Here is a 24,202-nt window from a genome sequence, read left to right as displayed (position 1 = left end):
TTAAGGTACTCCGGGCAGCGCCGTATCGCCCCGGCCTTCCAGACTGCCGGTGCGCAGCAGGGGCTCCAGATACTCCCCGAACGGCGAGTTTGCCCGGCCCCAGGCCACTGCTGCCTCCACGTCGTAGGCGACCGCGCGGAACTCGGTCGTCCAGTGGCCCCCCCGGCGCTCCAGCAGGGTCCAGCGGGCCCGCGGATCGCCGTCGGCCTGGTCGCTCACCGAGCCCACATTGACCACCAGGGTGTCGCCCACACGGGTCGCGCCGGGGCGGTGGGTGTGCCCGCACAGCACGACCTCGGTCCCCAACGGCTCTACCAGGGCGCGCAGTTCGCGCGGGTCACGCGACCGGTAGAACCCCGCCTCGCCCGGCCGGCCGTGGTCCCAGACCCATAGCAGGTGCTCCCAGGCGCTCGTGGGCGATCCGTGGCACACGAACAGCCCCCCCGCCCGCAGCGTGAGCGGCAGCGCGGCGAGGCGCTCCAGGGCCGCCGTACCCACCTGCGTCCCGAGCCACGCCCCGAAATCGCGCGAGACCGGGCTGCGCCGGCCGCCGGGCCACAGTTTCTCCTCGTTGTTGCCGCGCACCTCGGCCGCGCCCAGAGCGGCCTGCAGGGCGTAGGCCCGCGCCGGGTCCGCCGCACCCTCGACCTGGTCACCCAGGTTCACGGTCAGGTCGGGCGAGGCGGCCCGGACCTCGGCCAGCACGGCCTCCAGGGCGTAGGCATTGCCGTGAACATCGCTGATGACCGCCACTCGCACGCCACACAGGGTACGGGACAGCGGGCCCCCGTGGTCGCCGGCTGTTCAGAAGCGGCTAGCATGGGCCGCATGAGCATTCTGCCCGACTGGCGAATCCGCGAACTGGCGAAAGCGGGCATGATCGCCCCCTTCGAAGACCGGTTGATCCGTACCGCCGAAAACGCGAGCGTCATCAGCTACGGCCTGAGCTCCTTCGGCTATGACCTGCGCTGCGCCGACGAGTGGAAGGTCTTTACCAACGCGCACGGCAACACCATCGTGGACCCCAAGGCCTTCGACGAGCGGGCCTTCATCGACATCCGGGCGGCCGAGATCATCATTCCGCCCAATTCGTTCGTGCTGGCGCGCAGCCTGGAGTACATGCGCATTCCCGACACGGTGATGGTCGTGGCGCTGGGCAAGTCGACGTATGCCCGCTGCGGCATCGTCGCCAACGTGACTCCGCTGGAACCCGGCTGGGAGGGCCACGTCACCCTGGAGTTCTCGAACACCACGCCGCTGCCCGCCAAGATGTACGCCAACGAGGGCTGCGTGCAGCTCCTGTTTTTCGAGGGCGAGCGCCCCGAGACGACCTACGGCGACCGCCAGGGCAAGTACCAGGGCCAGCAGGGCGTGACCCTGCCCCGGCTGTAGCCTCCGTGATCCGGGCCCGCCAGGACAGCGACCTTCCGGCCCTGTGCGCCGCCCTGCGCGCGGTTCATGTCACTGACGCCTACCCCTCGGTGTGGCCGGCCGATCCCGCCGCCTTCGTCGCGCCGCCCGGCCTGGGGGCCTGGGTGGCCGAACTCGGCGGCGTGCCGGTGGGGCAGGTAACGCTGCGCGGGGCCGGGGAGCCGCCACCCGACTGGGCCGCCTCGGCAGGTCTGGAGGCCTCCGAGGTCGCCGTCCTGTCGCGGCTGTTCGTCGCTCCGGCGGCGCAGGGGCAGGGCCTGGCCCGCGCGCTGTTCCGCGCCGCCTGGGCCGGGGCACGGGCACTCGGCCGGCGGGCGATTCTGGATGTCCACACCGCGTCGGTAGGGCCTATACGGCTCTACGAGACCGAGGGCTGGGTGCGGGTCGCCACCCTGGACGCCCCGTGGCAGAACCCGGACGGCACCTCACCGCGGATGCATGTCTACCGCTCGCCGGCTTGAGCGCCCCTTCATCTCTGAACGGGACTTGAGATTCTCTGCGGGTTGGGCGGTGCCCGGGCTGTCAGGCTGACCGCATGCCTGACAAAGACGACAAGAACAAGGGCCACACCAGCCAGCCCGGCGAATACGACCGCAACAAGAAGGAAGTGCACGAGATCGAGCACGACGGCAAGCCTTCCTTCAAGGGTGCCAACGACCGCGAGGCCAACGCTGCGCGCAACACCGAGCACGACGGCCTGAAGGAAAAGCAGGACGTAGAAGAAGCGCGCAACGTCCCCGCTACCCAGCAGGGCTGAAGTCCACCAACCCGGCCGGGGCCCCTGGAGGCTCCGGCCCTTTGCTGTACCCGGGGAGGATGCCCGTGACCCTGCTCCATTCTCCGCGCGGCGAGTCGGCCCGGCCGAGCCCAGGTGTGCTGCTGCTTGCGGCGCTGTTCGTCGCGGCGGGGACCCTGCATTTCGTGACGCCGCGTTTCTTCGACCAGATCGTGTCGCCTGGCCTGCCCCTGTCGCCACGCGCCGCAACCCTCATCAGCGGCGCAGCCGAACTCGCGGGCGGGCTAGGCCTGCTGCACCCCGCCACCCGCCCGGCGGCGCGCTGGGGGCTACTGGCCCTGCTCGTGGCGGTGTTTCCGGCCAACATCTACATGGCCCAGTTCCCGGAACGCTTCCACGTTTCTCCGGCCGTGGCATGGGGCCGCCTGCCCCTACAACCCCTGCTGATGTGGCTCGTGTGGCGCGCTGGCCGGACGGTGCACCGCCGGTCTCAGGGTCAGTGACACCGGTGAGTCTGCCCGACGAGCAATGCCTCCAGGACCAGAGGTCTCAACATTATTTTACCAATCAGTTGATTTTTTAAAGCTGTAGAAGTATTGTGGTCCTATGACTGCTGCCTCTTCCCTGCCCGCGATCCGCCGTGTCGGAGCCGTGACCCTGCTGGCCCGCGACCTGCTGGGCCTGAGCGCCTTCTACATGAACCTGCTGGGTCTGACCCGGACGCAGGAGACCTCCGGAGAGGTCGTCCTGGAAGCACACGGCACACCGCTGCTGCGTCTGAAGGCGGCGCCGGAACTGCCCGCTCCCACCGCTTCCCGGCCCGGGCTGTACCACACCGCCTTTCTGCTCCCCACACGCGCTGACCTCGGGCGCTGGCTGGCGCACGCCGCGCGCGCGGGCCTGCGGATCGGCAGCGGCGACCACCTGGTGAGCGAGGCCTTCTACCTCTCGGACCCCGAGGGCAACGGCATCGAGGTGTACGCCGACCGCCCAGCGGCGGACTGGACCTGGGAGGACGGCCAGGTGCGGATGGATACCGTGGCCGTGGACGCCGCCGCCGTACTGGCCGAGGCGGGCCTGGCCGCGGGCGCCCTGGAAAACCCTGACTTTCCGGCCTACGCGGGTGCTCCAGCGGGAACGCGCGTGGGCCACGTGCACCTCAAGGTAGGCAGCGCGGCGCAGGCGGCCCGGTTCTACGGTGCCCTGCTGGGCATGGACGTGGTGGCCGACCTGGGAAGCGCGGCCTTCCTGTCCTGGGACCGGTACCACCACCACCTCGGCCTGAACGAGTGGCATACGGCGGGCCAGGGCCGCCCGCAGACCCCGGCCGCCGGGCTGGGCGGCGTCGAACTGTACGCCCCCGATCTCGCTCTGGTCCGCGAACGCCTCCAGGGCCAGCCAGACGTACAGGACGGGGGCGACCACCTGCGGCTACGCGACCCCTGGGGCAACGTGGTCACGGTGTTTCAGGGCTGAGCCTCCCGGTGCTCCGGGGCGGCGGAGCTAGGCCGTTCCAGTGGGAGTCGTAGCGGGCACACTGTCCCACACGGCCTCCAGTCCGGTCGGCGTGCTTGCCCCAGCGGGAATGGCCGTCACAAGCACCTCATACTTGCCAGTCACGAACACCTTGAACCCGCGGCCATGCAGGCCCCGGCGGGCGGCACTCACGTCGGCGGCCAGCAGGCTCAGGTCGGGCCGGGCAAAGTTGCGCATCCGGGCGCCGTAGCTCAGCTCGCCGGCCCGGTAACGCGCGTTGGGGTAGCCCAAGATCAGGCCGCCGCCCGGCGTGAGGTGATAGCGGCGGAGCGTGGCCAGCAGCACGTCCTGGCGCACCCCCGGACTCTGGAGCAGGCTCAGGGCCAGCACGAGGTCGAAGCGGCCCAGCTCGGGCCGGGGCAGCTCGTTCACGTCGAGCGGCACGAAAGTGCCCTGCGGATGACGGGCCGAGGCCGCCGCGAGCGCCGACGCGTCAAGGTCTACGCCGACCACCTCCAGCACGCGGCCTGGCAGGGCCAGGGCCAGGGCGTCGAGCTCGCGGCCCGCGTTGACGCCCAGGGCCAGCACGCGCCCGCCGGGCGGGGGGTCCACGCGCCGCAGCGCCTCGACGAAGGTGTGCAGAAACACCGGGTCTTCGAGCTTGTCCACCCGCGCCCAGTCGCCGCCCGCTCCGTAACCCGCCGCGTCGGGATCGGGGCCGGGGGGCCGGGACCGCAACCGCACGCGCACCCGACCCCCCGGCAGGCGCTCGGGGGTCAGCAGGTGGGCGCCCAGCAGATCAGCCAGGTCGGCCCAGACGGCCCAGGGACGGTGCGTGCCGGCCGGCCCCGTCTCGCCCGCATACAGGCCCAGGCCCAGATCGGGGTCGGGCACGTCAAGTGCCGCCTCGCCGTCCCGCAGGGCCGCACGCACGGCAGGCACGATCTCGGACAGCGGTTCGTGGGTAAACGTCAGGGGCACGGGGCGGCAGCATAACGCACGGGCGCGCAGCCACGAAAAACCCCCGCCGACAGGGGCGGGGGGCTAATGGACGTGGCTCAGCCTTTGAGAATGCCGGCGAGCTGGCGCAGGCCAGCCTGGTCTTCGGCGGGCGCGGCCGAGACGATCGCCTCGACTTCGCTGCCCAGGTTGGGCAGGAGGTTGGCGGCTTCTTCCAGGTTGCCGCTTTCCAGCGCGGCCTTGAGTTCGGCCAGACCAGCCACGACGTTCTCGGCGCCTGCCGCGCCGCTCAGGGCGCTGTGCCAGCTCGAGACGTTGGAGACGGCCGTGTCGGCGTCCACAGTGGTGAGGCCGCCGGAAAGGGCCTGGATGGTGCTCTGGAGTTGGCTGTTCATGGTCTGTCCTCCTGCTGAAAGTGGGGGGGTAGGCGAGCGGACGTGGTGCCCAAACATGTCACCACTCGGCCCGCGCGCGGAGTGTACGCCCGCCCCCGCTGTGAGAAATCGGCTAAGAGGACCGGCTTTGCGCCCCACCCCCACTCTGTCAGGTGGGCTACGGTGAGCCGCATGCGCCCGCGCTGAGCTGCACCTGTGCCTGACCTTCCCTTCCGAAACGGCGCCGACCTGGAGACGCTGCTGCGGCGGGTCTTTCTGGCGGCGGGAGACGACACGCCCGTCGGACGCCGCCTCGCCGTGACCTTCCTGATTCACGGTCCCGAGGCCTGCGTGCGGGTGGACGGCCGAGACGGCCAGACGGCCCACCTGAGCAGCGGCGACGAAGCGCGCAGCCAGGACAGCGACCTCGTGTTCGAGCTCGAAAGTGGCGAGGCCGCGCATGCCTTCTGGCGCGGCGAGCTCGGGCCGGTCGAGGCCGTGCGCTCGGGCCAACTGCGGCTACGCGGGCCGCTGCTTCAGGCCCTGGCCCTGGCGCCGGGCCTCAAGAAGGTGCAGGCGGCCTACCGCGGGGCGACGGCCGACCTGCCGGAGGGGGCGCCGGAACCCGCGCCTCAGTAGCCCCGGTGGGTCACCTGCGCGCCCCCGTCTTCCAGCCAGGCCGTCACCACGCCCACGGCTGCCTTGACGCCGGGCGTGATGATCGGGCCGCCGAAGCGGGCGAGGCGCACGAGGTGGGTGCCGTCCTCGCGGCCGGTCACGCCGATCAGGACCTCCTGGGTCAGCTCCGCCTCGACGACGTGGGCCTGCACCACCCAGCCGTCGCGGCGCAGGCTGGCGTACAGGTCGAGCAACACGACCGTCCAGCCCGGAGTGCTGTCGAGGCCGCGCACGGGCGCGTGGGCGGTCCGCTTGTCGAAATCGGTGGGCGCAAAAGCGGCGGGCAGCTTCAGGATGGCGTGGGGCACGTCGGTCTCGTTCTCCGGGTAGGGGGTGAAGGTGCCGCCCGGCACGCTGGGGTGCGCGGTCGCCACGAAGCGGACATGGTGCGCCGAGAGCCCCAGGTCGCGCCACTTGCGGGCGTACTTGGTCTCCAGGGCGGCGGCGGGCGGAGCCACATGCTCTGCGCGCATGACGCCGCTGGCCTCGGCCTCGGCGCAGGCGAACTCGAAGTATTCGTCGTGATCGGTGGTCAGGAGCACCGCGCCGCCGTCCCGCAGCCGGCTCGCCGCCAGCCGGAAAAAGGGCGCGCGCAGCAGCCGGTGCTCGGTATGCCCCGGCTTGGGCCAGGGATCGGGAAAATTCACGACGATTTCCGTGAGGCTGCGCGGCGGCACCACCTCGCGCACCAGCACGTCGGCCGGCAGCTTGGTCACGATGGCGTTCTCCAGGCCCGCGTCTCTCAGGCGGCGGTTGGCCTTGAGGAGCGACACGCCCGAGATCTCGACCCCCAGGTAGTTGGGCGCCTCGGCAAAGGTGCGGGCATAGTGCGGCCAGAAGTGCCCGTCCCCGAAACCGACCTCCAGCACCCAGGGGCGCTCCGGGGTGTGCGGGTAGAGGCGCGCGGGATCGTCGGGAAAGTGGAAGTCGCCGAGCTGATAGATCATGCGGCCTCCCCTCCCGGAACCTCGGACAGCAGTTCGGCCGCGAGACGTGCGGCGTCGCCCAGCACCGAGGCGTAGGTGTGCTCGCCGGGGGTGCAGCGCCCGAGCATCCGCACCCGCGCGAGGCGGTTGACCCGGAAGCCGTCCAGCTCGGAAGGCGCGGGCGTCAGGAAACGCACGTCGTAAGGCGGCGCGCCCTCGCCCGCCGCCGCGTGGGCCTCGGCGCCGACGAGCCACACGCCGCTGCGCGTGAGGTCATCGGCCAGAAAGTCGTAGGCGACCTCGGAAAGCCGCCCGGCCTCCTCCATCGTGTCCCCGATCAACAGGCGGCCCTTGAGAAAGGCCCCCACCGCCAGCACGGCCACGCGCGCCCGCAGCGGCGGCCCTTCCCAGGTCGAGAGGACGACCTGCTCGTCTTCCTCGTCGAGTTCGGTCACGGTGCTCTGAAGCAGGTGGATGCCGGCGGTGGCCTCGACGCGCGCCTTGAGCTGCCGGTGAAAGGTCCAGCCGTCGGTGTCGGGGGCCACCGCAGCGGCCACCTCGGCGAAGAGACTGCCGTCCGGGAACCCCGCGCCCTGGATGGTCGGCGCGTACAGGTTGCCCAGGTGGTCGAGGGCCTGCGACACGAGCAGCACGTCGCGGCCCGCACGGGCCAGCCGCCACGCCAGCTCGGTGCCCGCGAGGCCCGCGCCGACCACCGCCACGTCGTACAGGTGCCCCGGCTGCGGCTGGCTGCGGGGAGAGGAGGCGAAGAAGGTCACGCAGGCGAGTGTAGAGCACCCGGTCCAGAGACAGGCGGGTTCCTCCCGGACAGGACGCGGCGAGGGTGGTGCGGGGGCCTCATGGGCGGGGCATCCGCGGGCCGGGCGTAGCCTGTCACGCATGGCCCTCAACGCCGGCTATTCCTACCACTCGCAGGTTCAGCGCGGCGGCGTGAGCCTGCTGGCGTATCTCACGGGCACATTCCGGCATTCGGCCGCCGAGGTATGGGCCCAGAGGCTCGCGGCGGGCGAGATCGAGGTCGGCGGCGTGCGGGCCACGGGCGATGAAGCGCTGCGCCCCGGTCAGGAGGTCGTGTGGCACCGCCCGCCCTGGCAGGAGCCGGACGCGCCGCTGGAGTTCGGGGTGCTGTTCGCGGACGCCTCACTGCTCGCCGTGACCAAGCCCTCCGGGCTGCCCACGCTGCCGGGCGGCGGCTTTTACGAGCACACGCTGCTGCACCAGGTCCGGCGGCACTTTCCCGGCGCCTCGCCGCTGCACCGGCTGGGGCGCGGCACGTCGGGGCTGGTGCTGTTCGCGCGGGGAGAAACGGCGGGCGCGGCCCTCTCGGCGGCGTGGCGGGAGCGCGAGGTCACGAAGACCTACCTCGCCCTGGTCGCCGGATTGCCCAGCTGGGACACGCTGGAGATCACCGCGCCCATCGGCCCGGTGGCGCACCCCCGGCTGGGCGAGGTATACGCGGCCAGCCCGGCCGGCAAGGCCTCGCACTCCGCCGCGCGGGTGCTGGAGCGCCGGCCACAGGCCCTGGGCGTGGGCGAGACGCTGCTGGCCGTGGACATCCACACCGGGCGGCCCCACCAGATCCGCATTCACGTGGCCTGGGCGGGCTTTCCGCTGCAGGGCGACCCGCTGTACGCCCCCGGCGGCGGGCCCCTGCCCGAGCTGCCGGGGCTGCCCGGTGACGGCGGCTACCTGCTGCACGCCTGGCGCCTGGGCTTCCGGCACCCCGGCACCGGCCAGTGCCTCACGCTGGAGGCGCCGCCGCCCCCCGAACTCCAGATGTGAGCCGGACTACACATGGAAGCGCTAATTAATAAGTAAATACTCACTTATGGCCCGACCACGAACGATTTCCGACGAACAGGTGGTGGACGCGGCCAGGGAAGTGTTTCTGGAACAGGGATTTTCGGCGACCACTGCCGAGATCGCGCGCCGGGCGGGGGTGTCGGAAGGTACCCTCTTCAAGCGCTTTGCGAGCAAGGAGGACCTGTTCGAGGCCGCGCTGGGCCTGCACCAGCGGTCCACCTGGCAAGACGAGTTGCAGGCCCGCACCGGCCAGGGCGAGGTGCGGCGCACCCTCGAAGACGTGGCGATGTCCATCATCTCCGAGATGGAGCGGGTCGTGCCGCTGCTCACCACCGTCTTCGCGCGCGGTCACGACCCCAGCCACAACACCCTGCTCCAGCGCCTCGAACATCCGCTGCGCCACGACCTCGACGCCCTCGCCGCCTACCTGCGCGCCGAGATCGCCCTGGGCCGGGTGCGGCCGCTCGACGCCGACCTCACCGCCCTCACGCTGATGGGCAGCCTGACCATGCACGGTTACGACGCCTACCTCCTCACACCCGACACGCGCCGGTTGTCCATCGACCAGGGGCGGTACGTGCGCGGCCTGCTCGACCTGCTGTGGCCGGGCATGGCCCCCTAGGCCCCCGCCCATGCCGGTAAAAAAGCCCCGACTCATTAATGACCGTCTCCGGGCGGGTTCTTCCCGTCCTCTCGCCCGAGGTTCTATGCCCACACGTTCCCTTCCGTTTCTGCTGGCCGGCCTGCTAGTCGTGCCCCTCCTGCCGGGGTCGGTCGCTGCGGCCCAGACGGCGCCCGCCCAGGCAACACCTGCCTCGGTCGCCGCACCCGTCTCCTCCTCGTCCGCTCCCCTCACCTCACTGAACGCCGTGCTGGCCGGGCTGCGGCAGTCACCAGGCTGGCGGGCCGCCGACCTGAGCTACCGCGCCGCGCAGCTCTCGCTGGACAGTGCCCGCACCCGCGCCGGCCTGAGCCTGAGTGCGGGCGCCAACGCCGCGCTCGTGCGCGTCCCCTGGGAGAACGGCGCGTGGCAGAGCAGCGGCACCGTGACCCTGAGTGCCGGGATCAGCGTGCTGCCCTGGTCGCCCGCGCTGGAAGGAGTCCGCAGCGCCGAACGCGCGCTGGGCGCCGCTGCCACCGACCTGCGCTCGGCGCGGGCCAGCCTGACGCTGCAGGCGGCCCAGGCCTACGCCGGAGCGCGCAGCGCGGCCCAGGCCCTGGCGCTGGCCGACACGGGCGCGGCCCTGAGCGCCCGGGTGCTGGAAACGGCGCAGGCACGGCGCGCCCAGAACCTGATTCCCGAAGAAAGCCTGCTCCAGAGCCGGGGCGCGCTGGCGCAGGCCCAGGCTGCCCAGGCCCAGGCCGCGCGCGGCGTGCAGAGTGCGGCGCAGAGCCTGGCGCGGCTGCTGGGCACGCCGGTCACGCTGCCGGGAACGGCTGCCGAGTTCGCGGCGCTGCCTACGCTGGACGGCGCCGCTACCGACGAGGCCGCCCTGCTGGCCCGCGCCGCCGCGGCCCGCCCCGAGATCGTCCGCGCGCTGGCCGGCCTGGCCGACGCCCAGGCCGGGCTGGCCGCCGCGCGGCTCGACGCCACGCTGCCGGACCTGACGGCGGCTGTGCAGGCCGGGCAGCTCAGCGACGCCCAGGGCAATCCGGGGCGGCTCGTGTCGGGCAGCCTGAACTTCAAGACTGGCGTGCTGGGCGCGCAGGTCAGCCTGCCGCTGCGCAACACGGACGCGGTCCCCAGTGGCGTGGCCCTGAGCCTCACCGGGACCTTCCCACTGCTGGGCAGTGGCCGTCCACAGGCCGCCGCACAGGCGGTGCTCGGTACGCAACAGGCCGCCCTCGCGCTGGAGAACGCCCGCCTGGGCGTCGAGCTGGAGGTCCGGACCCGCTTCTCGGACCTTCAGAACGCGCGCGGCGCCCTGAGCGCCCTGCAACTCGCGCAGGACCAGGCCGCCGTCGCGCTGCAGAGTGCGCGCGCCCGTCTGGACGCCGGCCTCGGCACCGCGCTGGAAGTCGCGCAGGCCGAACTGAATCTCGCCCAGGCCGCGCAGGCGCTGGACCGCGCCGCGCAGGACCGCGCCCTGAGTGCGCTGGCCCTGGCCCAGGCGACCGGCGAACTCGACCCGGCGCTGCTGGGCAGCCTGCCGCCCGCACTGCCCAACCCTTCCGCTCCAGCCCCTTCAACCCAGACCCTTCCCACCGATTCAGGAGCACGCCCATGAAGACCCGCCCCGCCCTTGCCCTACTGACCGCCCTGACCCTGAGCGCCGCTCAGGCCCAGACCGCCCTGACCCTCACGCTGCCCTCGGCGGTGGCCCGCGCGCTGGACAGCGGCCCCGACGTAACGACCGCCCGCGCCAACCTGCAAAAGGCCCAGGCCAACCTGCGGGCGGTGCGCGCCGACCCCACCTCCATCATCACGACGCTGACCCAGGCCGAGCAGGGCGCGGCGGCGGGGCTCGCGGCACTGAACGCCGCCAAGCTGAACGTGGCCCAGACGGTGATCACGCAGTACGTTGCGGCTTCGGAAGCGGCCGGGCGCGTGAGCCTGAACACGGCGCAGGTCGCCCTGGACACCCGCAATCTCCAGATCGCACAGGCGCGCCTCGCCTCGCGGGTGGCGACCGCCCTGGACGTGAGCCGCGTGCAGACCGCCCTGAACAGCGACCGCCAGGAACTCGCCGACGCGCAGGCGCAGGTGCCGGTGCTGCGCGCGGGGCTGTCGCGCACGCTGGGGCTGGCGACCGGCACCGAGCTGACCCTGGCCCCATTGCCCATGCCCCCGGCCGCCAGTGGGACTGTTGCCACGTTGCAGAGCGGCCTGAACACCCGCCTGAGCGGGCTGGTGCAGGCAGCGCAGGGCGCCGAACTCGCGGCGCTGCAGGTGCGCGTCGCCAACAACGACTACACCCCGGCGCGCACGTTGCAGGACGCCCAGGTGGCCCTGGCGAACGCCCAGCGCAGCCTGGACGACGCTGCGCGCGCCGCCGCGACGGGCGTGCGCGACGCAGCCCGCGCGGTCGAGAACGCCCGGCAGCAGATCGGGGTAGCGCAGGCCCAGGCCCGCAACGCCCAGACCGCCCTGACCCAGGCCCAGGCCCGGCTGCGGGCCGGCACCGCCGCCGCCGTCGAGGTGCAGCAGGCGCAGGTCCAGGCACAGCAGGCCAACTTCGGCGTGCAGCAGGCGCAGAACGGCCTGTGGCGCGCACTCGCGGGCCTGGGGGTCGCCTCGGGTCTCGACCAGACCGGACTGGTGCGATGAGCCCCCGACCCCGTACTGGAACGCCGGCCCTGACGTTGGCCGCCCTGACCCTGGGCGCGCTGCTCGCGGCCTGCTCGCCCTCCGGCAAGGCGGCGCGCAACGACCTCGACGCCGCGCCGCCCAAGACCACCCGGCTGGCCGTGAGCACCGTGACGGCCCGCAGCGGCACCCTGAGCGCCAACCGCAGCGTGGCGGCCAACATCCGCGCGGTGCGTGACAGTCAGGTGGCGGCGCAGGCCGGCGGGGCCGTGCGTGCCCGGCTGGTGGACGAGGGCGAGCGGGTCGCGGCCGGGCAGGTCGTGGTGCAGCTCGACGACACCACGCAGCGTCAGGCGCTGGAAAATGCCCGCCTCCAGGTGCAGCAGGCGCAGATCAGCCTTCAGCAGACGCAGCAGAACGTGGCCGGGTCGGGCGGAGCGCTGGAGGCGGCCGTGACCTCGGCACAGGCCAGCCTCGCGCAGGCCACCCAGAGCGCGCAGAGCAGCGAGAACCTCTACAGCCTCGGGGGCATCAGCCTCGCGGACCTGCAAGCGGCGCGCGCCGCGCTGGCGCAGGCGCAGGGCGCCCTGGCCCAGGCCCGGCAGAACCTCGCCCAGAACGGCCGCAGCGCGCAGGCCAGCGTGCCGCTGCAACGCGCGCAGCTCGACACCGCGCAGGCGGGCGTGCGCCAAGCCGATCAGAACCTCGCGCGCACGCAGGTCCGCGCGCCCTTTGCCGGAGTCGTGGCGGACATCGGCGTCGAGGAAGGCGAGTTCGCCGCGCAGGGCAGCACCGTGTTCCGGCTGGTGGACCCGGCGAGCATTCAGGCGCGCTTCAACGTGCCGCCCGCCGACGCGGCGGCCCTCACCGACGGCACCCGGCTCAACCTCGGCTACGGCGGCGTGAACTATGTGGCCGTGGTGCGCGGCAACCCGGCAGTGGCGGGCACCGACCGCCTGGTGCCGGTCACCGCCAACGTGCAGGGCGGCGAGCGGCTGCCGGTGGGCGCCTCGGCGCAGGTGCGTTACCGCGCGGCGCTCGGACGCGGCGTGCTCGTGCCGGGCACGGCGGTGCAAAGCGACGGCGGCGAGAACAGCGTGTATGTCGCCGAAAACGGCGTGGCGCGGCGGCAGCCCGTGACGGTCGTGGCCGAGGCCGGGGCCCAGGCCGCCGTGACTGGTCTGGAGGCCGGCGCGCGGGTCATCAGCCCGGTGCCGGCCAGCCTGCAGGACGGCGACGCAGTCGAAGCGGGCCGCTCCGCGGCGGCAGTGCCGGCGGCTCCGGCCTCCGGTGAGGGCAGCCAGCCATGAGCGTGCGTGAATCGGCCGAGTTCAACGCGCCGCGCGGCAAACTGCCCGACGGCACGCCGGAACCGGGGGTCAATCCGCTCGTGCGCTTCAGCGTGCGCAATTACGTCTTCTCCATCGGCATCTTCGTGATGGTCGCGCTGCTGGGGCTGGTCTCAACGACCCGCCTGGGCGTGGACCTGCTGCCCAATTTCGAGGTACCGGTGCTGGCGGTCAGCACCGGCTATCCCGGCGCCAACCCGGATCAGGTGGACCGCGAGGTCAGCCGCCGCGTCGAGGACGCCGTGAGCACCCTGGCGGGCGTGAGCGACATCAACACGACGAGCGTGAACGGGCAGTCGGCCGTGGTCATCAGCTTCGCCGACGGCATCAACGTCGACTCGGCCGCCAACAGCGTGTCGCAGGCGGTCGCGGCCATCCGGGGCACGCTGCCGGCCGGCGCCGACGCCCCGGTCGTGCAGAAGTTCGACCCCAACGCCACCCCCATCCTGACCCTGGCGCTGCTGGGGGGCCGCGCCGCGCCCGAGGGCGTGACCACCTACGCCGAGGACACCCTGGTGCCCCGGCTGCAACGGGTGGAGGGCGTGGCCGACGTGACCCTGAGCGGCGGCCCCGAACGGCAGGTGCAGGTGCTGCTCGACCCCCTGCGCCTCCAGAACTACGGCCTGACGCCCGCGCGGGTCACGGGGGCCATCGGCGCCTCGGCGCTCGACCTGCCGGCGGGGTCGCTGACCCAGGGAGGCAGCGCCACCTCGCTGAGCACCCGCAACACGCCGCGCAGCGCCTCCGACGTGTCGGCCATCACGCTCGACGCCTCCAGCGGCCTGCGGGTCTCGGACGTGGCGAGCGTGCGCGACACGAGCGCCGCCCCCGGCAGCCTGGCGCGCGTGAACGGCCAGCCGGCGGTGCTGCTCGCCGTGCGCAAGGCCAGCGGCAGCAACAGCGTGGCGGTCGCCCGCGACGTGCGCGCCGCGATGGAAGCCCAGCCGCTGCCCGCCGGCTACCGGCTGACCGTCGCCAGCGACACCACCGAGCAGACCCGCGCGACGGTCAGCGACACCTTCAACGAGTTCCTCATCGCCGTGGCGGCGGTAGGCGTCATCTGCCTGCTGTTCCTGGGGCGGCTCAACACGGTGCTGTCGGTGATCATCGCCATTCCGATCTCCATCAGCGCCGCACCGCTGCTGTTCGGGCTGATCGGCGTGACCTTCAACCTGATTTCGCTGCTGGCGATCATCGTCGCCATCGGCATCGTGGTGGACGACTCGATCGTCGTCGCCGAGAACGTGCAGCGCTACCGCGACCTGGGCTACGGCCCGGTGCGCAGCGTGCTGCTGGGCGGCTCGGAAGTCTTCTCGGCCGTGACGGCCGCGACCTTCTCGCTGCTCGCCGTGCTGATTCCGCTGAGCTTCATGCCGGGCATCCTGGGGCAGTTCTTCAGCCAGTTCGGGCTGGGGATCGCCGCCGCCATCGCCCTGAGCTGGCTCGAGAGCCTGCTGTTCCTCACCGTGCGCATGGCCTACACCCGCGAACCCAAGGTCCTGACCTGGGCCGACGTGCCGCGCACGCTGGGGCTGCTGCCGACCTTCTTCCTGGCCGCCCTGCGCGGCGTAAAAACCGTCCCCGGCTGGCTCGGGCTGATCCTGGCGGGCGCCGTGACCTTCTTCGCACTGCGCGGGCTGGGCTGGCCGGCCGCCGCAGTCGCCGTACTGAGCGTGCTGCTGGCCCCGGCCGTGCTGGCGCTGGTGCGCTACGTGGTCACGGCGCTGTACGCCCTGCTCGAAGCCCTTACTGGCACGCTGCACGGCCTGACCAACCGCGCCGTGCTGCGGGTGGCGAAGGCCTACGCCCGCACCCTGGGCGGCGCGCTGAAACGGCCCGGTATCGTGCTGCTGATCGCGGGGCTGTTCCTGCTGAGCGCTCCGCTGGCGCTGCGCGGCGTGGGCTTCGGCTTCGTGCCCAAGAGCGACAGCGGCGTCCTGGGGGTCAACTTGGAGCTGCCCTCCGGCACCACCCTGAGCACCACCGATGCCATGACCCGCCAGATGGAAGCGAAGCTGCTCGGTCACCCCGAGGTCCGCCTGGTCCAGACCAGCGTGGGCCAGGGCCAGCAGTCGCTGAGCACGTCGGGCAACGTGGCCGCCCTGACCGTGACGCTGGTGGGCAAGGAGGAGCGCCCCGGCATCGAGGAACTGACCACCCGCTACACCGACGAATTGCAGCCCATCGCCGCGCGGGTGCCAGGCACCAGCCTGCGCGTGGGCGGCGAGTCGCTGGCCCCCGGCGGCGAGGCCGACGTGAGTCTGGCAATGAGCGCCCCCAACCAGGCGCTGCTGGCCGAGCGCGCCCGCACCCTGCTGGGGCTGCTGGAGGAAGACCCCAACATCCGTACAGTCGAGAGCAGCCAGGCCAACACCCGCGAGGAACGGACCTTCGTGCCGAGCGCCGAGCAGCTCTCGGGCACCGGCCTGAGCGCGACCGACGTGGCCCAGGCCCTGCGCACCTACAACGACGGCTCGGTGGCCGGCAGCGTGCGCGACGGCGACCGCAGCGTGGACATCGTGGTCAAGCTCGACCCGGCGCGCATCCAGGGCGAGCAGAGCCTGCTCTCGCAGACCGTGTACTCGCAGGCCCTGGGGGCCAACCTGCCCCTGTCGCAGCTCGGACGTTTCGAGACCGGCGAGGCCCCGGCCACGCTGCGCCGCCTGAACAAGGCCTACACCGCCACCTTCGACATCAACCTTGTGCCGGGCGGCCCCAACGCCTTCGCCTACCAGAACGAGATCATTCAGAAAGCCACCGCCGCCGGGCTGCTCGCGGGCGGGGTCACGCTGGGCAACGCCAGTTCGGTCGGGGTGGGCAGCCTGACGAGCGACCTGATCTTCTACGGGCCGGTCATCATGATCGCGGCGATCCTGCTCACGTACCTCGTGCTGGGCTCGCAGTTCAACTCGTTCCGCTACCCCATCTACCTGCTCATGCCCATTCCGCTCGCCATCGTGGGCGCGCTGTGGACCCTGCACCTGTTCGGGGCCGATCTCGACGTGATCACGGTGCTGGGGATGGTCATTTTGCTCGGCCTCTCGACCAAGAACTCGATTCTGTATCTCGAATTCGTGACCGAGCGCGCCCGCAGCCTGCCGCTGCGCGAGGCGCTGCTCGAAGCGGCCGAACTGCGTTTCCGGCCCATCCTGATGACCACCCTGACCGTGCTGGTCATCAGCATTCCGCTCGTGCTGGGGCACGGCGACGGCGCCGAGTTCCGCCGGGGCCTGGGGATCGTGATTCTGGGCGGCGTCATCACGAGCACGCTGCTGACCTTCTATGTGGTGCCCAGCGTCTTCTGGCTCTTCGAGCGCAAGAGGTTGAAGCCCGACCCCAAACCCGAACCCCTGGAAGGGGGGTTGGTGGCCGGGGACTGAAGCGCCGCGGCCAGAAAGGAGAGAGGGGAACGTCCAGTCCGGGCGCTTCCCCCCTCTTCTTCCCCAAGCCGCCTGAACCCTCCTCCCACGCGGAGCGGCCCTGCGGGTCCCTAGCCTGGGGGCATGAGTCTGAGAGACAGCTTCACCAGCGACGAGTGGTTCAAGGTCATGACCGGCCCCGGCCGCGCGGGCGCCGTGGTCGTGGCGGCCAGTCCCAGCGGCCTGACCGGCATCGTGGCCGAGACGCAGGCCATCGCGGCGGCGGTGCGCGAGAGCGTGAGTGCCCAGGGCCGCACGCCCCTGATGGAAGCGATGGCCGCCGACCTGCTGGGTAAGCCGCCCACGCCGCCCGCCCAGGAGCAGGCCCGCACGGTCGAGGACGTCCGCATCCAGAGCCTCGAAGCCGTGCGGCAGGCCGTGTGGCTCGTGAGCGCCAAGACCAGTCCCGAGGACGCCGAGGCCTACCGCACCATGCTCGTGCGTGTGGCCGAGCGCACGGCCTCGGCGGCCAAGGAAGGCGGCTTCCTGGGATTCGGCGGCGAGCAGGTGAACGACAAGGAGCGCGCCGCCATCGAGGAACTCAAGCGCGTCATCGGTGGCAACACCCAGACCCTGCCGGAGCAGCCCGCCACCCTGATCCACGAGACGCCCCCCGGCACGCCCGAACGCTGAACCGGTCCTACTAGCCCTTCACCTGCTGCCAGCGGCCCTCGGAGATCACCTCGGCGGCGCCGCCCACCACCATGATGGCGGTCTGGTCGTCGATGGCGTAGCACGGCCCCTCCAGGCCAGCCGCCCAGCGCTGCGCCGCCGACAGGGTGTTGCCAGGCATCGCCTCATGGTCCAGGTGTGGGAAGCCCGAGAAGTCCACGATTCCGAGCGTGCGGTCGTCCGGCGCCGAGGGCCAGGCGACGAACTCCTCCCCGATCCGGGGGGTGAGCACCATGCTGCCAGCACTGACGCCCACCCAGACCGTCTCGGCCAGGGAAGGGAGGAGAGCCGCCAGACCGGATTCCCGGAGCCAGTGGGCCAGGTAGGTCGCGTCACCTCCGTCGACCAGCAGCACGTCCGCGCCCCGGACCCACGGTTCCCAGCGGTCCTGGCCGATGCTCGGCAGCGCGGTGAGTTCAAGCACGCCCACCGACTTCCAGCCCAGGCCACACATGGTCGCCGGGGTGCTGTCGGTGACGAAACGCCGTACCGATGCCGGCCCGCACCAGGGGTGGCCCCACTGCGCCGTCGGAATGCACAGGGCGCTGGCCTCGGCGACCGGTTTGCCGAGCAGGCCCTCCAGGGCGCCGTGGATGCTCGCGTTCGTGACGCCGCCCGAAGTGAGCAGGAGTTTCATGGCGCCGCTCCCCACTGGCGGCACAGGTCCGGGGTACTGGTGTAAGAGGTCATGCCCCCCCAGTTTGCTCCTGGCAGAGAACTGACCCCCGTCTCAGAACTGTTCCCAGGGACATCCTGACGGCCGGGGCCAGCGCCGGAGGTCAGGTGATCCCAGCGCCCCGAACCGGGCGTGACGGCTGGGCCGCCGATTCCCCGAGGCCACTCGGCCGCCTCTGCTCCCGACCCCCGCCTGCGCTATGGTGAACGGCGAGCGGGGCCGCGACTGGCGCTGAACGTGGGCTGACCACGGGGAAGCGGTGCCCCAAACCGAGCTGATCGCGCGCCTGGGTCGAAGCGTCTCCGCACACGCGGGGGCGCTCCCGTGCATGTTGTAGATGCACTTTTTGGGGGAGCAGACATGGCAAGACGGGCACTGATTTCCGTGAGCGACAAGACCGGCGTGGTGGACTTCGCCCGCGCCCTCTCGGCGCGCGGCTGGGAACTGCTGAGTACGGGAGGCACCCACGCGGCGCTGGAAAGCGCGGGCCTGAAGGTGACGGCCGTGAGCGACGTCACCGGCTTTCCCGAGATGCTGGACGGCCGCGTCAAGACGCTGCACCCAGCGATCCACGGCGGCATCCTCGCGCGGCGCGAAAGTGGGCACCTGGGCGAACTGGCGGGCCAGGGGTTCTCGACCATCGACCTCGTGTGCGTGAACCTCTATCCCTTCCGGGAGACGGTGGCGCGCGGCGCGCCGGACCCCGAGGTCATCGAGAACATCGACATCGGCGGCCCGGCCATGATCCGCTCGGCGGCCAAGAACCACGCCGGCGTGCTGGTCCTGGTGGACCCGGCCGACTACGCCCTGGCCCTGCAGGACGAGGTCTCGGCGGCCGACCGGCGCCGGCTGGCGGCCAAGGCCTACCGCCACACCAGCGAGTATGACGCGGCCATCACGGCGTATCTGGATGGCGCGTCCGATGAATTGCCCACTGCGCTGCCCGAACACCTCTCGCTGGACCTGACGCGGGCCGCGCAGGTGCGCTACGGAGAGAACCCGCACCAGCCCGGCGCGGTCTACCGCTGGGGAACGGCGCGCGGGCCGGTCATCGACGCGCAGGTCGTGGCGGGCAAGCCCATGAGCTTCAACAACTACGCCGATGCCGACGCCGCCTGGGCGCTGTGCGCCGCGCTGGCCGAGCAGGAAGCCCAGACCGGGCAGGTCGCCTGCGTGGCCGTCAAGCACGCCAACCCCTGCGGCGTAGCCCTGGCGCAGGACGTGAAGACGGCCTGGGAGCGCGCCCGCGACGCCGACACCCTCAGCGTGTTTGGCGGAGTCGTCGCCGTGAGTGCCCCGGTGGACCTGGCGGCGGCCCAGGCGATGCGCGGCACCTTCCTCGAGGTCCTGATCGCCCCCGAGGTCACGCCCGAGGCCGCCGCGTGGTTCGCGGAAAAGAAGCCCGACCTGCGCGTGCTCGTGGCCGCGCAGCCCCGGAACGTGAGCGTGCTGGACGTGCGCCCGCTGACCGGCGGGTTCGCCGTGCAGGAGCGCGACGCCCGCCCCTGGGACGACCTGTGCCCCGAGACCGTGACCCGGCGCGAGCCGACGGCGCAGGAGTGGTTCGACCTGCGCTTCGCCTGGGCGGTCGTGAAGTACGCCCGCAGCAACGCCGTCGTGCTGGCCAAAAGCGGCGTGACGGTCGGTCTGGGCGCCGGCGCGGTCAGCCGCATCTGGGCGGCCGAGCGCGCGGTGGCGAACGCGGGCGAGGCGGCCAGAGGCGCCGTCCTCGCCTCGGAGGCGTTCTTTCCCTTCGACGACGTGGTGCGCCTCGCGGCCTCGGCAGGTGTCACGGCCATCTTGCAACCCGGCGGAGCCAAGCGTGACCCCGAAGTCATCGCCGCGTGCAACGAGCTGGGCCTGAGCATGGTCTTCACCGGCTCGCGGCACTTCCGGCACTGAGGGGCCTGAGCATGGGTAAGCAGCCATGAGTGACCATCCCCTGTCCCTGCGCGGCAAGACGCTGGCCGACGCCGTCCTCAAGGGCGTGCGCCGCGACCTCGCCGCCTGGGACTTCCAACCGCATCTCGTAAGTGTGCTGGCCTCGGCCGACGAGGCCTCGCGCGTGTACGTCGAGAGCAAATCGGGGCGCGCGCGGCGCCTGGGCGTACGCTTTTCGGTGCGCGACCTCGGGGCCGGGGCCACGCAGGAAGGGCTGCACGCGGTGTTGCAGGCCCTCTCGCACGACCCGGACGTCCACGGCGTGGTGCTGGAGCTGCCGCTGGCGCCGGGCCTCGACGCCGACGCCGCGCTGCTGTGCCTCGCGCCGCAGAAGGACGTCGAGGGCCTGACCCCCGCCAACCTCGCGCTCATCGCCGCCGGACGCGAACCGGAGGCGCTGCTGCCCCCCACGCCGCGCTCGGTGCGTTTCCTGCTGCGGCAGGCCCTGGGTGACGACCTGCGTGGGCGGCGGGCGGCCGTGATCGGGCCGGGACGCACGGTGGGCCGCCCACTGACTTTCATGCTCAACAACAAGGGCATGACGGTCACGCTGTGCAACGAACACACCCGCGACCTCGCCGGGGTGCTGGCCGGGGTGGACGCGGTAGTGGTGGCGGTAGGCCGCGCGGGGCTGCTGCGCGCGGATCAGGTCGGCCCCGAGCACGTGGTCATCGACGCAGGCATCAACGTGCAGGCGGGCGGCGAGGTGGTCGGCGACGCCGAGCCCCACCTGCCAGTACGCGCCCAGACCCCGGTGCCGGGCGGTGTGGGCCCGCTGACGAGCGCGCTGATGTACCAGAATCTCGTGCGCGCCGTGAAGTTGCAGCGCGGCGAGCCGGTCGAGTAGCGCTTTTCGGCGCGCGACCCCGCCTAGCCGCGCAGGAAGGCTCCGACCCGCTCCGGCAACGCCTGCGGGTCCATCAGGAAGGCGTCGTGGCCGTGCGGCGAGTCGAGTTCCCAGTAGGCCGCGCGCGGCAGCCGCTCGGCGCAGGCACGCACCTCGGCGGCCGGGTACAGCACGTCGCTCGTGATGCCCACCACGAGCACCGGCACCTGCACCGCGCGCAGGTCGGCGTCGCTGGGCTGAAAGGCGTCCATTGCGCTGGTCAGGGCCACGTAGCTGCGCTCGCAGAACCGGGCCTGCAACTTTTCGCCGTGGTACTCGAGGTAGGAGGTCACGGCGGGCACGCCGGGGCGGCGCTGGCCCGGCTGCGTCAGGGCGAGACTCTCGGGACTGCGGTAGCTGAGCATGGCGATCTGGCGCGCGACCTTGAGCCCCTCGCCGCCCGGCGCCGCGCGGATGGCGCTGCGGGCCGCCGTGTTCAGGCCAATCGCCCAGGGCGAGTGCCGCGCCGGCGCGCCCACAATCACGGCCCGTTCCACGAGGTCGGGGCATTCAAGGAGCCACGCGTAGGCCAGCATTCCGCCCATGCTCGCGCCGACCACACGCACCCGGCGCACGCCCAGGTGCTCCAGCAGGGCGCGGCCCACGCGGACCATGTCGCGCAGGCTCAGGGGCGCGTCCTGCCCGGCGATCTGCGGCAGTTCCGAGGGGCCGGACGTGCCGGCGCAGCCGCCCAGCACATTGGCGCAGATCACGTAGTCGCGTCTGGGGTCCAGCGGCCGGCCCTCGCCCAGAAAGTCGGGCCACCACTCGTGGACGGCGCCCGTGCCGGTCAGGGCGTGCAGGACCAGGGTGGCGTCCTCGCGGGCCTCGCCGTAGGTGTGGTAGGCCACCCGCACGTTGTTCACCGGGCAGCCGTTGTCGAGCAGCAGAGGCTCGCGGCGAAACAGCAGCGCCGTTCCCCGCCGGGGCCGACAGTCGCCTGCGTCCTCCTGTGGGGCCGGCGGCCGGGCTTCCTGGGGGGGCAGGGGGCGGGTGGGGGCCATCAACGCGGTCACGGGCGACCTGCGGGACATGGGGGACAACAGGAACAGAGAACAACGGAACGCGCCATGCGGCTGGCCTCCTCACAGTGAAGCGGGGCGGGGCCAACCCGGACAACAGAGAAGCGCCCCTCGACTCGGTACGGCGAGAAGGGGCGCGCAATTCCTCCGCGTGACCTTCCCTCTTGGTCCCGTGCCGGCGGTTCATCGTTGACCTGTCCGGTGGGCTGGCCTTGGCACCGTGACGTGATGGGGTCCGGTTGCCGCGCCGTCTGCGAGCCAGGTCTCTCGGGCGCTCTGAAGTGGGTCGGCTCCATGCGGGAGCTGCCTACCAGCGTAGCGTCCGGGACCGGCAGGGGTCAAGTCTGGCCCACGCCATACCGCGGCCGTACTGGCGACACCTGCTCAGATATTTCATCTACACTTCTGAGGTCGGACACATCCCCCTCACATCTCTAAGCGGCCTGTCTACCGGCCGCCCTTCAGGAGAGCTATGAAACGACTTTCCCTCACGCTCGGCACCCTGGGGCTCGCGCTGCTGGCGGCCTGCGGTACCTCGACGTCCCCCGTCCCCACGCCGGGCACCCCGGCCGACTTCTCGGGTCTCAAACTGCTTGCCCCCGGCCAGCAGGGCAACATGCGTACCGATCTCAAGGTCAACATCGTGTTCGTGGGCTACCGCCAGACCTCGCCCGGTCAGGTGGCGACGGCGCGTCAGGTCAGCACGGGCGACTTCGACCAGATCCTGCCGGCCTCGTACAGCTCGGTGGCCCGGGTCCCCAGTGCCTACGGCCGCACCGAGCCGACCGGCAACACCTTCGACTACAAGTACAACTATGTCTTCGCCGACCAGAGCTTCGAGGACGACTTCTTCAAGCAACTCAAGGACACCGGCACCGAGAAGAACCTGACGGTCTATCAGCAGCTCTACAACTGCCAGAACGACGTAGACCCCAAGACGGGCAACCCCACTTGCACCTCGCCGGCCGGCAACATCAACCGCGAGGTCACGGGCAACTACGAGATCGACGCGCTGAAGACCGAGAACTGGCTGGCCGACAACGTGGGCCGCGTGGGCGTGAAGGCCGGCGAGTACACCGTGTTCCTGGTGAACTGGTACGACCGCCCCGACTTCAAGTTCCACAGCTACACCCGCGCCGAGGCGGCCGACAGCGACACGGGGGCGAAGTTCGGCGAGCGCGCCAGCCGCCGCTTGGTCGCCTGGGGCGGCAGCGTGCGCGAGAACGCCGCCGCGCAGCGCGTGTGGTTCTACGACCTCTCGGCGAACCCCGACGTCTGGACGAGCGCCTACGACATCACCAACTCCGACACCGACGGCGACAAGACCGCCGACTACCGCATGCCCCCCATCTGGGACTACGGCAGCCGCAAGGCCAGCCTGGGCTACGGCCGCAAGGTCAGCCCCGACCTCGCCCTCGTGACGCGCTACGTGGCCCTGAACCTGCTGTTTACGCCCAGCCCGATCTACCGCGCGGCCCTAACGCCCCCGCAACTGCCCGAGGACATCCAGCTCGACCTCCACGTCGAGCAGGGTGACCAGGCCGCCGCACAGGGCCAGGTGCTCAAGCCCGACCTCGTGCAGAGCCGCGTGTCGGTCCTGCAACCCTTCGCCAAATTCTCGAACACGGTCAAGAGCACGGCGCTCAGCGGCGACCTGGCCGACGTGTACAAGTGCTTTTTCGTCGACACGAGCATTCCCGAGGATATCTGCTCGCCCGACTACGCCGACGTGACCGGCGAGCGCCTGTTCCAGTTCGGCGTGAACGAGCTACGCGCCAGCTACGCCACTACGCCGGCCGGGCGCTATCTGCTGCCGGTCTACCTGTTCAACGACGACGCTGACGCGCAGGGCGGGCTGCTGGGCGTCGCCTACGACGACGGCGAGACGGGCACGCAGAGCTTCGTATACTCGTTCCTGACACCGGGGCTGTTCAAGGCCGGCTACGGGTTCACCGACACGACCACGCACGAGGTCGGCCACCACCTCAGCCTCTCTCACCCGCACGACGGCTACGACAGCGAGACCGACACGTCCTACGGCCCCAGCGGTCCCTACGCCTTCGCCAACCTGGGCGACGAGAGCGCCACGATCATGTCGTACAACGACCTGTCGCGCACCTTCGGGCAGTTCAACCTCGACAGCCAGTACCGCTACCTCACCGCCGCCTACCTGACCAACGCCAACGCCGTGCTGCAGCTCGCGCGTCAGGGCGGCCAGGAAGCCCGCGTGGCCGCGGCGGCCAGCAGCGCCGACAGCCTGTTCGCGCAGGCCGAGAGCCGGTACGGCGCGCTGTCCTACCTCGAGGCCGCCCAGCTCGCCCACCAGGGCTACCGCCAGGTCCTGGACGCCGCGCAGTCCGCCGGGATCAAGGTCGAGGGGTACAAGTGGTACCAGAACCTCAACGGCCTCTCGACCCAGTCGCTCGCCGCCAAACCGCGCTACAGCCGCACCTTCTTGCCCCAGAAGGGCCTGGTGGTCTTCCCTGAGGAGACCCGCGCCCAACGCATCAAGCGCCTCGCCCGCTGAGCAGGGACTGAACGCAGGACGGACACCTCCGGGGAGGTGTCCGCCCTGCGTCTACGTC

The 24,202-nt window shown here is 71.6% G+C and carries 23 protein-coding genes and 1 riboswitch; of the genes, 16 read left to right on the top strand and 7 right to left on the bottom strand.

From position 1 onward, the window contains the following. Positions 1-759, bottom strand: a complete 759-nt coding sequence (locus tag ASF71_RS07250; RefSeq protein ID WP_056297301.1) for a metallophosphoesterase — start codon at positions 757-759, stop codon at positions 1-3. Positions 760-828: 69 nt separating this feature from the next. Between ASF71_RS07250 and dcd the strand changes: the two genes are divergently transcribed. The 5 genes from dcd (at position 829) to ASF71_RS07225 (ending at position 3,643) form a co-directional block, all read left to right on the top strand. Further along, positions 829-1,392: a dCTP deaminase gene (dcd, locus tag ASF71_RS07245; RefSeq protein ID WP_056298290.1), complete on the top strand. Its 564-nt coding sequence runs from the start codon at positions 829-831 to the stop codon at positions 1,390-1,392. A gap of 5 nt (positions 1,393-1,397) precedes the next feature. After that, positions 1,398-1,892: a GNAT family N-acetyltransferase gene (locus ASF71_RS07240; protein ID WP_056297298.1), complete on the top strand. Its 495-nt coding sequence runs from the start codon at positions 1,398-1,400 to the stop codon at positions 1,890-1,892. A gap of 74 nt (positions 1,893-1,966) precedes the next feature. Next, positions 1,967-2,188, top strand: coding sequence for a hypothetical protein (locus ASF71_RS07235; RefSeq protein ID WP_056297295.1), 222 nt, complete (start codon positions 1,967-1,969; stop codon positions 2,186-2,188). A 65-nt stretch (positions 2,189-2,253) separates the two neighbouring features. Beyond that, positions 2,254-2,670: a hypothetical protein gene (locus tag ASF71_RS07230; protein ID WP_235514209.1), complete on the top strand. Its 417-nt coding sequence runs from the start codon at positions 2,254-2,256 to the stop codon at positions 2,668-2,670. A 103-nt stretch (positions 2,671-2,773) separates the two neighbouring features. Continuing rightward, the gene (locus tag ASF71_RS07225; RefSeq protein WP_056297289.1) at positions 2,774-3,643 is read left to right on the top strand and encodes a VOC family protein; all 870 of its coding nucleotides are present in this window, start codon (positions 2,774-2,776) and stop codon (positions 3,641-3,643) included. A gap of 27 nt (positions 3,644-3,670) precedes the next feature. Here the strand turns inward: ASF71_RS07225 and ASF71_RS07220 are convergent, their stop codons facing one another. Further along, positions 3,671-4,618: a methyltransferase gene (locus ASF71_RS07220; protein WP_369814978.1), complete on the bottom strand. Its 948-nt coding sequence runs from the start codon at positions 4,616-4,618 to the stop codon at positions 3,671-3,673. 83 nt (positions 4,619-4,701) lie between these two features. Next, positions 4,702-4,998: a hypothetical protein gene (locus tag ASF71_RS07215; protein WP_056297282.1), complete on the bottom strand. Its 297-nt coding sequence runs from the start codon at positions 4,996-4,998 to the stop codon at positions 4,702-4,704. Positions 4,999-5,193: 195 nt separating this feature from the next. Between ASF71_RS07215 and ASF71_RS07210 the strand changes: the two genes are divergently transcribed. Continuing rightward, positions 5,194-5,616 carry a hypothetical protein gene (locus ASF71_RS07210; RefSeq protein ID WP_056297279.1) on the top strand — a complete coding sequence of 141 codons (423 nt, stop codon included), beginning with the start codon at positions 5,194-5,196 and terminating at the stop codon, positions 5,614-5,616. Here the strand turns inward: ASF71_RS07210 and ASF71_RS07205 are convergent. Then, a complete protein-coding gene (locus tag ASF71_RS07205) occupies positions 5,610-6,602 on the bottom strand; it encodes a tRNA (guanosine(46)-N(7))-methyltransferase TrmB (protein WP_056297276.1) in 993 nt (330 codons plus the stop codon). The genes ASF71_RS07210 and ASF71_RS07205 overlap by 7 nt on opposite strands. After that, positions 6,599-7,360 (bottom strand): FAD-dependent oxidoreductase, encoded by a 762-nt coding sequence (locus tag ASF71_RS07200; RefSeq protein WP_056297272.1) that lies wholly within the window; start codon positions 7,358-7,360, stop codon positions 6,599-6,601. The genes ASF71_RS07205 and ASF71_RS07200 overlap by 4 nt, the downstream gene beginning before the upstream one ends. 121 nt (positions 7,361-7,481) lie before the next feature. Here ASF71_RS07200 and ASF71_RS07195 point away from each other — a divergent pair, with 121 nt between their 5' ends. The 7 genes from ASF71_RS07195 (at position 7,482) to ASF71_RS07165 (ending at position 17,053) form a co-directional block, all read left to right on the top strand. Continuing rightward, entirely contained in the window at positions 7,482-8,384 is a 903-nt protein-coding gene (locus ASF71_RS07195) for an RluA family pseudouridine synthase (RefSeq protein WP_056297269.1), read from the top strand. A 46-nt stretch (positions 8,385-8,430) separates the two neighbouring features. After that, entirely contained in the window at positions 8,431-9,027 is a 597-nt protein-coding gene (locus ASF71_RS07190; protein WP_056297266.1) for a TetR/AcrR family transcriptional regulator, read from the top strand. An 85-nt stretch (positions 9,028-9,112) separates the two neighbouring features. Next, positions 9,113-10,633 (top strand): TolC family protein, encoded by a 1,521-nt coding sequence (locus ASF71_RS07185; RefSeq protein WP_235514207.1) that lies wholly within the window; start codon positions 9,113-9,115, stop codon positions 10,631-10,633. Beyond that, positions 10,630-11,673, top strand: a complete 1,044-nt coding sequence (locus ASF71_RS07180) for a TolC family protein (RefSeq protein WP_056297262.1) — start codon at positions 10,630-10,632, stop codon at positions 11,671-11,673. The genes ASF71_RS07185 and ASF71_RS07180 overlap by 4 nt, the downstream gene beginning before the upstream one ends. Continuing rightward, a complete protein-coding gene (locus ASF71_RS07175; protein WP_056297257.1) occupies positions 11,670-12,962 on the top strand; it encodes an efflux RND transporter periplasmic adaptor subunit in 1,293 nt (430 codons plus the stop codon). The genes ASF71_RS07180 and ASF71_RS07175 overlap by 4 nt, the downstream gene beginning before the upstream one ends. Beyond that, the gene (locus ASF71_RS07170; protein WP_056297254.1) at positions 12,959-16,381 is read left to right on the top strand and encodes an efflux RND transporter permease subunit; all 3,423 of its coding nucleotides are present in this window, start codon (positions 12,959-12,961) and stop codon (positions 16,379-16,381) included. Before ASF71_RS07175 ends, ASF71_RS07170 begins: the two co-directional genes overlap by 4 nt. A gap of 123 nt (positions 16,382-16,504) precedes the next feature. Beyond that, on the top strand, positions 16,505-17,053 hold the full coding sequence (locus ASF71_RS07165; RefSeq protein WP_056297251.1) for a hypothetical protein: 549 nt from the start codon (positions 16,505-16,507) through the stop codon (positions 17,051-17,053). A gap of 10 nt (positions 17,054-17,063) precedes the next feature. On the opposite strand, the gene ASF71_RS07160 is transcribed toward ASF71_RS07165, so the two are convergent. Then, a complete protein-coding gene (locus ASF71_RS07160; protein WP_056297249.1) occupies positions 17,064-17,729 on the bottom strand; it encodes a Type 1 glutamine amidotransferase-like domain-containing protein in 666 nt (221 codons plus the stop codon). Positions 17,730-17,979: 250 nt separating this feature from the next. After that, positions 17,980-18,067: riboswitch (ZMP/ZTP riboswitch) on the top strand. Positions 18,068-18,128: 61 nt separating this feature from the next. On the opposite strand from ASF71_RS07160, the gene purH reads away from it, so the two are divergent. Both purH and ASF71_RS07150 read left to right on the top strand, forming a co-directional pair. Next, positions 18,129-19,670 carry a bifunctional phosphoribosylaminoimidazolecarboxamide formyltransferase/IMP cyclohydrolase gene (gene purH / locus ASF71_RS07155; protein WP_056297247.1) on the top strand — a complete coding sequence of 514 codons (1,542 nt, stop codon included), beginning with the start codon at positions 18,129-18,131 and terminating at the stop codon, positions 19,668-19,670. A gap of 25 nt (positions 19,671-19,695) precedes the next feature. After that, positions 19,696-20,556, top strand: coding sequence for a bifunctional 5,10-methylenetetrahydrofolate dehydrogenase/5,10-methenyltetrahydrofolate cyclohydrolase (locus ASF71_RS07150; protein WP_056297244.1), 861 nt, complete (start codon positions 19,696-19,698; stop codon positions 20,554-20,556). A 23-nt stretch (positions 20,557-20,579) separates the two neighbouring features. Here ASF71_RS07150 and ASF71_RS07145 read toward each other — a convergent pair whose 3' ends face one another. After that, complete coding sequence (locus ASF71_RS07145; protein ID WP_235514205.1) at positions 20,580-21,611, bottom strand: alpha/beta fold hydrolase family protein; 1,032 nt, start codon at positions 21,609-21,611, stop codon at positions 20,580-20,582. Positions 21,612-22,089: 478 nt separating this feature from the next. On the opposite strand from ASF71_RS07145, the gene ASF71_RS07140 reads away from it, so the two are divergent. Beyond that, positions 22,090-24,144, top strand: coding sequence for a hypothetical protein (locus ASF71_RS07140; protein WP_056297238.1), 2,055 nt, complete (start codon positions 22,090-22,092; stop codon positions 24,142-24,144). Positions 24,145-24,202 lie beyond the last annotated feature (58 nt).

It is taken from the genome of Deinococcus sp. Leaf326, assembly GCF_001424185.1.
GTDB lineage: Bacteria > Deinococcota > Deinococci > Deinococcales > Deinococcaceae > Deinococcus.
The sequence above is the reverse complement of the archived record's forward strand: the minus strand, read 5'-3'. Positions and strand labels throughout refer to the sequence as shown.